The sequence below is a fragment of the Bacteroides propionicifaciens DSM 19291 = JCM 14649 genome, from assembly GCF_000375405.1.
Classification (GTDB): Bacteria; Bacteroidota; Bacteroidia; order Bacteroidales; family Bacteroidaceae; genus Bacteroides_E; species Bacteroides_E propionicifaciens.
Genome location: NZ_AQWS01000001.1, coordinates 41,928 through 54,399 on the forward strand (window position 1 = coordinate 41,928; position 12,472 = coordinate 54,399).

At 37.7% G+C, this 12,472-nt stretch carries 5 protein-coding genes; all 5 read right to left on the bottom strand.

Translation table 11 applies throughout. From position 1 onward, the window contains the following. Positions 1-58 precede the first annotated feature (58 nt). The 5 genes from B091_RS0100140 to B091_RS0100160 all read right to left on the bottom strand — a co-directional run bounded on the left by B091_RS0100140 (position 59) and on the right by B091_RS0100160 (position 11,961). Positions 59-1,327 (bottom strand): alginate lyase family protein, encoded by a 1,269-nt coding sequence (locus tag B091_RS0100140; RefSeq protein ID WP_018107969.1) that lies wholly within the window; start codon positions 1,325-1,327, stop codon positions 59-61. Positions 1,328-1,410: 83 nt separating this feature from the next. Then, positions 1,411-2,871 carry an Ig-like domain-containing protein gene (locus B091_RS12280; protein WP_018107970.1) on the bottom strand — a complete coding sequence of 487 codons (1,461 nt, stop codon included), beginning with the start codon at positions 2,869-2,871 and terminating at the stop codon, positions 1,411-1,413. 31 nt (positions 2,872-2,902) lie between these two features. After that, positions 2,903-4,618: a RagB/SusD family nutrient uptake outer membrane protein gene (locus B091_RS0100150; protein ID WP_018107971.1), complete on the bottom strand. Its 1,716-nt coding sequence runs from the start codon at positions 4,616-4,618 to the stop codon at positions 2,903-2,905. A gap of 12 nt (positions 4,619-4,630) precedes the next feature. After that, entirely contained in the window at positions 4,631-7,828 is a 3,198-nt protein-coding gene (locus B091_RS0100155) for a SusC/RagA family TonB-linked outer membrane protein (RefSeq protein WP_018107972.1), read from the bottom strand. 170 nt (positions 7,829-7,998) lie between these two features. Beyond that, complete coding sequence (locus B091_RS0100160) at positions 7,999-11,961, bottom strand: hybrid sensor histidine kinase/response regulator transcription factor (RefSeq protein ID WP_018107973.1); 3,963 nt, start codon at positions 11,959-11,961, stop codon at positions 7,999-8,001. Positions 11,962-12,472 lie beyond the last annotated feature (511 nt).

The following is a 12,472-nucleotide window of genomic DNA, read 5'->3' on the forward strand; positions in this document are numbered from 1 at the left end:
ATATTCTCCATTTTTCGACTCAGAAGCCTAGACATGCTAAACTTCTGAATCTCAAAAATTACTCTTGTGTATACATTAATGTTCCAAAACCAAGTTGGTCATATCCTCCACTATTTGGTCCATAATTTCCACCTCCACCTTCGGGTCTCACTTGCTCAGCAAATTCCTTTACCCACTTCACTGGCACTTTTTTCACTTTAGCATAGTGATTGTAGATTAATTCCCATGATGGTCTAGCATCTCCTCTTGCAATGTTGGAAACAATGGTATGCGTTTCCCCATTACAATTCACATATTGTTTGAATGGCATATCTGCATCTGCAATTTTGCTTCCTTTAAGATTATATAGTGCAGCATATTCTCCCATAGCTAGCACTTTATTACTCTGATAGCCAAAGAAATCTACTCCTATATTATATGCCATCTGACAGTATGCCCCATATAGAGAAATGGTTAAAGCAGCGTGCCCTTGGTCACGTCCACTCTCTTGCCCTTGTCCTATTACTACACCCTCATAGGTATGTAGTGCTGGAATAGCATTATTGATAGAACCATTACCAGTACCTACTTTAAAGTAGTTGAGTGCATAGTTTATGATTTCCTTGTTGTCATTCAAGATGCCGATAGCCAATGCTGATGCCATATTACACATATCCCAATTTGCCCAATAATGTGTGATACATGCACCGTTGTGTCTATCTAAGAAATCTTTATTGAGTGGATAAAAAATATCAGTCATCCACTTTCTAAATCGATCAAACTCCTCTTTACTCCATCCATCATAGTCACGTAGTATCTCAGCAGCATTGGCAAATTGGTAGCCATAAATACCCGCTGCCAAAAACTTGTTAGAGTCTCCACTGATAGAAATACAAGTAGTAGCCCAAGCGTTCAATATTTTTACTGCTGCCTTGGCATATTTCTCATCACCACTTATCTTCCACCTCAAGCCCAACTGATAAGCTGCTGCTACATCATACATTGCTCTTGCGTAATTATCTTTTTCGGGTTCTTCGCGAGAACCACCTCCTCTAATAAGTTTTACTGTAGGATTAGCTGTATAGGTTTCTTGTGCTTTATCGTTTGCTATTAACACATCCCATCCATCAGCCCAGGGTTGTGTTCCTGCGGCTACTTTTTCCTTTACACGTTTGAAGTCAGCAGCAGTATGTAACATACTAGGGTGTGATATCTTAACATTAAAATCTTCTACGGGCATTGGCCATTCATCAATATCTGTAGTTCCATCTTTGATTTCACTACTACATCCCATCATAAAGATGGAATAAGCAAGACATGCTAATGCATATATAATTTTATTTTTCATAAGGCTATTTATGTTATTTCTAACTCTGTATAGTTTGCTGTACTAGAACAAACTATACAGAACTGATTATCTTAAAAAAGGTATTATTCGTTATCAACAAATGCTTTTAACTCTTCGAGAGTTTTGAATGATCTAACCCAGTATACTTCATAGCTATCCTTACTAGAAGCTTTAGGATAGTCAGCCATCACAAATTTGAATGTGGTAACCTCAACTGGGCTTGTCAACGAATATCTATAATCGGAGTTCCCAAATGGTTGCTGCATATCATAGTAATAGATAGCTGGCTTATTCCATTCCCAATCAGCACCATTTTTCACATAAATTGAGTAATTGTTATTTCCATTTCCTGTTGGCTGTTTGTATCTTCCATTATTAGTATCCATAGCAATACATCCATAGCGATTATTGTTAGGCTCTAAATTGCTTGCTGCTGTCATCTTCACAGCAAAGTATCTGTAAGTACCCACATTGAGAGCTGCCTTCTTTATCCCAGCATTGCTTGCTGCATACACAAAGTCTCCTCTATATTTCTCAGCATTTTGGTTACCAAATTTCACGACCATTTTACCCTTTTCGAAAGAGAAGGTAGCACCATTCTGCACTTCCCAAGGGAAGATTGTACCATCACTAAAGTCTTTTCTGAATAAACCTTCAGCTACAGTTATCATACCTTCAGCTGTTGCACCATTGGCTGTTGTAGCAGTAATCTTCACTGTTCCAATTTTATGAGTTGTAATATTTCCTTCGTTATCGATGGATGCAACGGTTCGATCGTTACTTTCCCACTTCACTGTAGCCGCTGTAGCATTGGCTGGCGTCAGTGTAAAATCAAGTACATGAGTTTCGTATAAAGCAAAATCTTGATTCAGAGCAATAGCTACTTCTGTTGCTGAAACTGCTTCCTTTACAGTTATATCTATACTTGCTTTCACCTTGCTTCTATCGTGCGTGTAGGCTGTGATGGTAGCAACACCGGCTGCTATACCTCGCACCACTCCATTTTCATCTACAGTTGCAATGGCTTCGTTGCTACTCTTCCAAGTCAGATAGTCATAGGTATGATTGGCGGGGAGTATATTGTAACTTAGTGGTAATGTTGCAGTCTGATAAACATCAGTTTCGTCATTTGTAAAAATGATATCCGTTGCCTTTACCACTTCTTTCAATACCTTTACGGGGATAGCTTTGACCGTCTCAGTAGCCCCAAAACCTATTGCTGGAGTAATACTGATGGTAGCTTCACCTATTGTTTTTGCACTTATTGTTCCATCTTGCGATACTGTAGCTACAGCTTCGTTAGACGACTTCCAAATGATTCCTTTGTCTTCAAGATTCACTGGTTTTACTGTCCATTGCATTGTAGAGTCCATACCTACACCTAGAAACAAGGTTGCGGATTTGAAATTATCGATTGTAATCTCGTCCATCAGTTCCACTTCTGGCATATCAGTCGTAAGATCTTTGTCACTATCGCAGGCTATGAAACCAACACTAGCTAAGCATACAAAAGCCGCACTTATATATAGTTTAATATTTCTCATGGTTTATCTTATCAATATTTATGTAATAATATTAGTTTCCCCAACCCGGATTTTGTCCCAATTTGGGATTCAAACGTATTTGATCGGCAGGAATAGGATATAAATAGTTTCGCTCTTCCCATTTGCGTCCAGTCTCTATTATCAAACAGCCATCAGCATTCTTATTATATGTAGGGTTAGGATATACCGTTTGGAATTCGGTTCCTTGCCATTTGATACCAATGAAATCCATAGGCATTTCTACCTCAGCTGTTTTCCAACGTTTAAGATCGTCTATGCGAAATCCCTCGTTGTAGAGTTCGATGGTACGTTCGCGACGTATCTCAGTACGCATATTCAATCCGTTTGCAGCTACTAAACTATTTGATAGCTTTGGCATAGACGGATTGATACGTTGCCTAACTAGGTTGAGAGAAATATCCAAGTCTCCATCTTCAATAGTATTATCTCTTTCGTAGATTGCTTCTGCATAGTTGAGCAGCACCTCAGCATAGCGAATAACTGGATAATCGTAACCCTCGAAATTTGTTGCTACTTTACGTTCTGTTCCCCACTTTTGGTTACCATATCCACTTCCTGAATTAGGAATATAATTAACAGTTCGAGCAGCAGCCAAATCAGCAGCGTCGCCAGTCCATGTAACACGCGATTTTTCATTGCCCCAAAAATTATCATGTGGACGTGCTAGAGTATTACGCATACGATTGTCACGATTAATCCACTCAGAATCTATTTTATCATACCCTTTGAACTGTGCCGACTTATCGATAGGTAAACCATCTTGGCAAAGATACATATTGACAAATTTGCGAGAAATCTGTTGTACATTCAGTAAACTTTCTACAGTTATATTTTTTCCAATGGGTGCTAATGCTTCGTCGTGACGACGGGAGAAGATATACTCTTTGTTAGAATTCTTTTGTAGACCTGCTGGGTTGGACTTAGTGTCCTCTAATATAAACATGTATTTTTGTGCTGTTTCTCCTAGGATAGCGGGTTTGAATAGTTCGAATTTGTTGCTTTCTATAACTTTTTTAGCGGCATCGGCTGCGATGTTTAATAGCTCTTTGCTTCTAACTTCATTGCCTCTAAATTTTTGCCAAGTTCCTTCAAATAGTGCTACTCGAGATAGGAATGCTAATGCTCCTTCGCTACCTATACGTCCGTTTTCGACAGAGGATGTAGATGGTAATTTAAGTACTGCATCTTTCAAATCAGCAATAATGAAATCTGCAACTTCGCTACGACTATTACGAGTAGTGTATAATTCGGGATCAGAAATACTCAGTGCCTTGTCGGTTACAATTACATCACCAAACAGTTGTAAAAGTTCAAAGTAACAATATGCACGAAAGAACTTAGCTTCGCCAACTGGTTGTGCAATATCGGAAGGATTACTATACGACTTCGCATTATTGAGTAATATATTTGTACGACGTATCCTCTTATATGCCTCATTGTAGTCACCATCCTTTTCTGTCAGCCCATTTGTACCCAATCGGAAAACATTGTTCTTGTCATTATTGTCTAACAAGATATCTGAACGTTTATCAGAATGTGGTGCATCATAAACACTGGTAGCAAAATCACGTGTCCATCCATAAAATTGGTTGGCAAATAACCTATAATCGTTTGGCGTTTTCCATAAATTTGTTTCTGCTAATTGATCTTGAGGATCAAGATTCAAGCATGAATGAAACATCATACCGAACAGAATTGCGATTATGAATTTATTATATTTTTTCATTGTATTCTATTTTTAAAATGTGACACTAGCTCCCACAGTTACACTTCTTGTAAATGGATAACGTTTAAGCCCGTTTTTGTTATCTCCTACTTTGCTTATAGCTTCGGGGTCCCATCCATCAGTCACTTTGGTATGCTCCCACAAGTCTGTACCTGTTAGATACAATCTAACCTTACTCAATGCTTTTGTTTTGGCAAGCCAAGCTTCTGGTAAAGTATATCCTAGTGTTATATTCTTGAGGCGGATGTATGATCCATCTTCGGCAGACCATGAAGACGGGAAGTAATTATATTTATTCAGATTGCCATTGTTTGTGTATTGAGGGTAACGTGCTCCCCTGTGTTCTGGACTCCAAACATCTCCAATAGATTGTGTCGTAGAATTTTGATATACAGCATACATTGGTATTTTCAGTACACCATCACGCATTATTGTACGTTTGGCAACTCCTTGAAAAACTGCAGATAGGTCAAAACCATTCCATTCTAATCCTGCATTGAATGAATATGATATTTTAGGATCATCTGTACCTAAGTACACAAGGTCGTCAACAGTTATAGCGCCGTCACCATTAATATCTTGGAACATATTGTCTCCTAAGCGTAAGCTTCCAATAGCATTGGCAATCAGTGGACTATTCCCTTTGTATTTTGCAACATATTTTTCAAGTTGCTCCTTGTTCTGTATTTTTCCTGCATAACGGAATCCAAATACAGAATTTAGAGGATAGCCCTCTCTGTCTGATCTAATACCTTCGCTGAGAGCAGGGTTACCTCCATTATTTACCAGCTCATTGTTAGCATAAGTATAATTAGCACCTATGTGATACTTTATAGGGCCTATTTTGTCAGACCACGTAAAACTACCTTCAAATCCATTAGCCTTAAATTCACCTTGATTATTGGTTGGCGATTCGTCTCCTAAAATAGAAGGATATGTGCTAGCGATAAGCATGTTGTTGTTGTTCTTCCAGAAATATTCTATTGTTCCATTTAGTCGTCCATTTAGGAAACCAAAGTCGAGCCCAATATTGTAATTGTGAATTTTTTCCCAAGTGCGACCTGAACTTACAAGTTTGCCATTTGTATTTATATAAGAAAGTTTTCCGTTGCCAACAAGAGCTCCTTTCTGAGGCTCAAAATTGTAAAGCTGCACACCATCGTATCTATCAATACCACTTTGATTCCCCACATTGCCATACGAGGCTCTAAGTTTAAGATTGTCGATATAGCCCTTTGTGTCTTTCATGAATGCTTCTTCAGAGATTCTCCATCCACCCGAAACACCCCAGAAGGTAGCCCAACGATTTTCGGGCTGAAACTTGGAAGAACCATCGTGCCTAACCATTCCCTCGAGTAGATATTTGGATTGGAAAGCATAATTTGCTCTACCGTAATACGACATCACTGCCTCGCGCCATTTGTTTGCTCCGTAAGACAATACTCCCGAACCGTTGATTACTTCTAGGCTAGGAAGAATGTCTCTGCTGTTGGTTGTTACGTAGTCATACTCTTTTAAGTTATATTGTGCACCTCCCATTAACTTCACTTCGTGATCTTTAGCAATAGTCTTACTCCACTCAAGGTAGCCTGACACGGAATAGAAATCGGTACGTGAAGACGATTTTTCGTAATAGCTGTCTGTTTGATTCGGAGCAGTTCTCACGATTCTGTTACCAGCATAGTTGTACCAATCTATTGATTTAGAAACTGCATCACGAGTTGCTGTGGACGTATTGTATCCTAGAGTGGCAACTGCCGTCAATTCTTTGGTAAGGTTGTAGCTGAATGTTTCACTGATATTTATAGCAGAGACTTTCAATTTATTCTCTCCCCCTAATTCAGCATACCAATTTGGTGCACCCCAAGTACCCCAAGCATATGGTTCGCCATCGATAGTAGAAGAGGGGAAACCTGGTTGTTGAACAGATGTTGCCAATGTAGACCCTACTTGAGTAGGTGCTACCTGATCTTGTCTGTTGTATGCTATAACTGATTGAAGAGTCAAAGCGTCAGTCAGCTTAAACGTATTAGATAAACGCAAATTATAGCGGTTATTATTATTCTCGCCCCATTTCAGGTTACTATCATCATACATATACCCTAATGACATACGGTAAGTCGACTTATCACCACCTCCCGAAACACTTAACTCGTGCTGAGTAGATGCAGCTGAGCCCCACATAATATCATTCCAATCGGTATCAAAAAACACATAGTCTGCCACATCTGAGAATGCTCCATTGATTGGGTTGAGCGAATGGTCAAGATCGATATAGTGACCTTGATATTTTTTTGCTAGTTTAGCATACTTCATCCATACATCCTCGTTTGTATATCCATCATTTGTACGTGCAGTAATCACTGCATCAGACCACTGCGAAAGACTCATCATTTCAGGAGACAATCCTACAAACTTTCCTGTGACTGAACCACTGTATTCAATTTTTGTTTTTCCAGCTTTGGCTTGTTTTGTTTGCACAAGTACTACTCCTCCTGCAGCCTTACTCCCGTATATTGCAGCAGAAGCATCTTTTAGGAAGTTGATAGATTCAATGTCTGATGGATTGAGCAAACGCAACTCATTCATACTCTCGTATTCTATTCCATCTATAATGACTAAGGGCTTGGAAGCATTTTTCGATACTGCTCCACGTAGCGTCATATCCCAACTTTCGTCTCCTGGAGCTGATGATGAACGAGTGATTATAACACCCGGAACTTGACCTTGTAGTGCCTGTAATGGGCTAGATAAAGCTCCTTTGTCTTCCAGAGTTTTGCTATCTACTACTGTAATCGCACCTGTTAGAGTTTCTTTTTTTTGGGTTCCATAACCTACCACTACTACCTCATCGAGTAGTTGAGTATCATCTTTCAGCACAACGTTGATGCTGCGCTGCGAGCCTACTTGTATCGTTTGTGTAACATAACCTAAGAAACGAACTTCGAGACGTGCTTTTGAATCTGCAATGTCTATTGCAAATTTACCATCTATATCTGTAGTTGTTCCTTGAGTAGTTCCAACAATCATAACAGTAGCTCCTATAATAGGTTCGCCACTTGGGTCTGCAACCACACCTGTTACTTTGTTTTTTTCTTGAAGAAGGTTGGAGATTCCTTTTTCTTCGGCATAAACATATCCATTGCTACAAATTGCTACCAATAAGGTAAAGCAAATTAATAAAATGGACTTCTTGAAAAGTCTCTTCATGATATTAGAATTAGTGAATTTAAATCAACATATATACATTGCAAATATATGATGATAAAAAGATAGAGGATAGGACGATTTATCCCAAAAGTATGGTTCATTTGTCCCATTTCTCATTAAGGGACAAAAAAACGCCCCTTAATTTCAATGCATTACACATCAAACAAGATTTATTCAGAAAGTTCTGCTCGATATTGCGTTGGAGTTTTTCCAAATTGTTCCTTGAAATATTTATTGAAATACTTTATCGAATTGAAACCTACAATATCGGATATTTCTGAAATATTACACGAAGTATCTCTCAATAATTGTGCTGCACGTTTCAATCGTACAGAACGAATAAAATCATTGGGTGTAACACCAACTATTGACTCAAATTTTCTATACAGTTGAGTTCTACTCATTGCCAAATCGGAGCTTAGTTGATTGACTGAGTAATTAGGGTTGTCTATATTCTGCTCTACATACTCTACTGCCTTTTTTACTAGTTCTTCGTCGAGTGACGAGATGGTGATAGTAGAAGGAGAAATCTCAATAGCTGTATTAAAAAATTCCTTTCGTTTTTCTTGTTGTTCGAATAACATCTCAATTCTGGCTAGTAATACCTCAAAATTGAAAGGTTTGGAAATATAGGAATCAGCTCCAGCTTTGTAGCTATCTATACGGGTTTCGTCAGACAAGCGGGCAGTGAGTAAAATAAATGGAATATGTGAGGTGTGGATATTGTTCTTTACACGGTTACATAATTCAAGTCCGTCAAGTAAAGGCATCATCAGATCAGAGATAATCAGATCTGGAGATTTGTCTAGAGCAACTTTCTCTCCTTGTACACCATCATTTGCCTTCAGTATATTAAATTGACTACTCAGCTCTTCTACCAAGAAACTTTGCAGTTCGATGTTATCTTCCACAACAAGCAGAGTTTTTCGCTCTTTATACTTTTGCGAGGGCTGTTCTACATGCGGAGTTTCTTGTCTTTCTAGACTTTCCACTTCTTCATCTACAATATCTGTTGGGATGGCGAATGTAAAAGTTGTTCCCACATTTGGCTCACTCTCTACATAGATTTTCCCTCCATGTAGTAACACATATTCTTTCACCAGATGCAAACCTATACCTGATCCCGTACTTGTCAGATTATTCTCGCCAGCTTGGTAAAAGCGATCAAATATCAATTCCAAGTTACTCTTATCAATACCACAACCTGAATCAGAGATTTGAACAGATACATATTCTCTATTATTTATGCTTTCGAGTTGTATAGTAGTAGAAATTAAACCACAATCGGGTGTAAACTTGAGAGCATTGGAATATAAATTATTGAATACCTTATGCATCTTTTGTTTGTCAAATTGTATGTACAGTTCAGATGGTTCACTATCGAAGCTGAAGGTCATATTGCGGGACGTCGCCATCTCTTGGAAAGAGGTATGAATATACTTGGCAAAATCAACAAAGTTGTTCAGACTTGGCTTCATCTTTTCTCCACCCATTTCTACTTTTCTGAAATCGAGTAACTGATTTACCAAATTGAGCATATCATTTGCATTTTGATAGATTGCCTTTAATTTGCCTTTGAGAGGGTTTTCAACTTGCTGTATTAATGTATTTAAAGGAGTCATTATCAATGTGAGAGGAGTGCGGAATTCGTGACTAACATTGGTAAAAAAACGGAATTTCATTTGATCAAGTTCTTCCTTCTGCTTTAAACGTTTTTCTTCCTCTATTCTCTCCTGACGAGTAGTTCTTCGCTTATTCAGATATTTAACAAAAGCATAGGCAAGAAAAAAGAATACGACAACATAGAATATATATGCGTATATGGTGAACCAAAGAGGTGGAGTGATTTTGATAATCAATTCTGCAGGCACATCTCCCCAAAGTTTATCATTATTTGCTGTATAAACTGAAAACTTATATTCACCTGGTTGTAGCCCTGTATAGGTAGCTGCGCCTATATTTGCGCTCTTAATCTCACGCCACTCTTGATCATAGTTCTCCAACTTGTATTTGTAAAATGTGTGATGAGGATTAACATAGTTGAGACCAGCAAATTCGATAGAAATAAAGTTTTCATCGTAATTTAATGTGATTTCGGATGTGTTGTTAATGGGAGACTTTAAAATTGTATGCCCATTGTATTCTACATTGGGCTTTAAGATTCTGTCGAACAAATAGAAAGCTGTCAACACAGGTTTGTTCTGGCTTGCGTTATACTTGATTGTATTTGGATTGAACCAATTGACTCCATGATGTCCTCCAAAATAAAGGGTGCCATTGGTAGACTTGAGTGACGATCGATCATAGAACTTACCACTTTGCAGCCCGTCTTCAGTATCAAAATTGACCAACTCAAAACTGAGACTTCCATCTGATACTGTTTGTTTCTCTATCTTACTTATTCCACTTACAGTAGAGATCCAGTAGATATTATTTTCGTCTTGTTCGATAGATGAGACTGAATTGTTAGGTAGCCCGTCGTTGATATCAATCATATAGACAGTCTTCTTTTGCTCGTCCCAGATGCGTAGACCTTGATCTGTCCCAAACCATTCTAAGCCTTCTGAATCTTTATAAAAACAGTAATATCGAGTATTGACTCCTGCAAATTTAGGGTTATTTGCATCATCTATTTCAGGAACAAAAATAGTGTCCTCATGACTGTTGTAATAATAAATACCATTTTCTCCATATACTGCAAAAGTAGTATTGTCTATGGGATAGAAACCATAATCTAACTTATGAGAATTGACTTTAGGATGCCTATCCTTCAACATGGATATTTTTCCTGTAATCAAATCCAATTCGCCAATACCCTCATTAGATACACTCACCCAAAATCGCCCATCCGTATCTTCGAATATGGCTCTGGAAATATTCTGATTAGGATATAATTCCATATTAGCCTTAGTTCTATTGTAGTTTTTTACATTTTGTCCGTCAATACAATAGAACCCATTAAGATAAGTACCAACCCATAAGCGTTTTTTACTATCACGATAAAGAGATAAACACAACTCATTGGACAGGATACCGGCAAATGCCTTAGAGACTTCGCCTGTTGATGGTCGATATCGCATAAGTCCATAGTTGGTAGTTCCTATTAGGATATCTCCATTATTATCTTCGAGCAAAGATCTTACCGACTCATTGGTGATGAGGGTTTTATTTTGTACACTTTGAATGAGACCAAACTTATACATTGTAGGGTTATAGTAGCACATCCCTTGCCAAATGGTTCCTATCCAAAGTCCTCCGTTACTGTCTGCATATATACATTGGATATCATTGTTAAGAATACCACCATTGCTCAGCCTTAAGCCTGGAATGACTTCTACTTTTTTGCTTTTAGCATCTATTTTTCTTAGCCCAGACCAAGAAGTACCCACCCAAACGTTGCCTTCTTTGTCCAAATCCATAGACGTAAAAAAATTGGATACTCCCTTGATAGTGGCTATCTCTTCCCATTTACCTTCGATACGATTGTAGAAGCACACTGCATTGTTGTGCATAAGCCACAAATCGCCAGTGGATGTTGGTATAATATTTAAACGATTGGTGGCACTCGTTATCTTATCTGTAAAGTAAGAATCTAGGAGTGTGAATTCCTTGGACGCACTGTCCCAACAACGTATTACACCTTTAGAATAAACAATGTAGTATAGGTTTTTATATTGTGCAAGCTCATAGGGTGTACCATATGTATCAGCAGACTCTCTTCCATCATCTACAACGGTCAATTGTTTGTTTTGGATGTCGTAGAGTTGCAAACTATTGTTTTCAGTCAGGAACCAGTAATTCTTAGTTTGATCGATGAATAAATTACTCAACTTTTTATCGACTCCCAAATCCATCAAGAGGCTATCAACATTGTAGATATAATTATTGGTGTTGAAATCAAAGACAGATAAGTATCCAGGAGATTTCATCCACATTCGTCCCTCGGAATCATGATATTCCTTGAAAATCTGATATTTATTGAAACTCCACTTATAATCTCTTGTTCGATCTTGATAGTAGTGTTCAAAGTTGGCTCCATTGTAAACTGTAACATTAGAGACTGTGCGAATGACTAAGTGGCTATCATCCGTCATTGTGAAATTACGTATTTGATTATCAGATAAGCCGTCCATAATATCCCAATGTCGAAATGTATATTGCCCGCAAAGGGAATAAGAGGTCAATAAAAATAGGCAAATTAAAATACTACGGACATATCTTAAATTCATACTTATAAGGTTATTTGTCAACTACAGATTCTGAGAAGATATAAGGTGCAAATATAATTAGTTTACAGAACTATCTGCTATTATACCTAAATTGATCCTTATTATCTACATAGGTATAGGTAATTGGGGAGATATTATTTTGGTTATTACATTCTTTTGTATCTCAAATATAGTTAAATTGGTAAGGCTGTCTGCAACGAGTAGACAGCCCTATTTATAACATTTAATAGAAATATTTATCTTTGATATTCCCTATTAGGAAGTTTTTCTATAGTTCTCTGAATCTTGAGTTGTGTAAAATCGAAAAAAAACGATTGTTGAAAAAGAAACTTTTATATCTTTACTCAAAATAAGTTGCTCTTTAATAATAATGAGAAAATTAAGCATATCTAAGAACCAAGCTAGTTTCTAAATC

What these genes read in the sequence shown, in the direction of transcription:
- B091_RS0100140 (WP_018107969.1), bottom strand. Translation starts at nt 1,327, where the DNA reads ATGAAAAATAAAATTATATATGCATTAGCATGTCTTGCTTATTCCATC.
- B091_RS0100150 (WP_018107971.1), bottom strand. Translation starts at nt 4,618, where the DNA reads ATGAAAAAATATAATAAATTCATAATCGCAATTCTGTTCGGTATGATG.
- B091_RS0100160 (WP_018107973.1), bottom strand. Translation starts at nt 11,961, where the DNA reads ATGGACGGCTTATCTGATAATCAAATACGTAATTTCACAATGACGGAT.
- B091_RS12280 (WP_018107970.1), bottom strand. Translation starts at nt 2,871, where the DNA reads ATGAGAAATATTAAACTATATATAAGTGCGGCTTTTGTATGCTTAGCT.
- B091_RS0100155 (WP_018107972.1), bottom strand. Translation starts at nt 7,828, where the DNA reads ATGAAGAGACTTTTCAAGAAGTCCATTTTATTAATTTGCTTTACCTTA.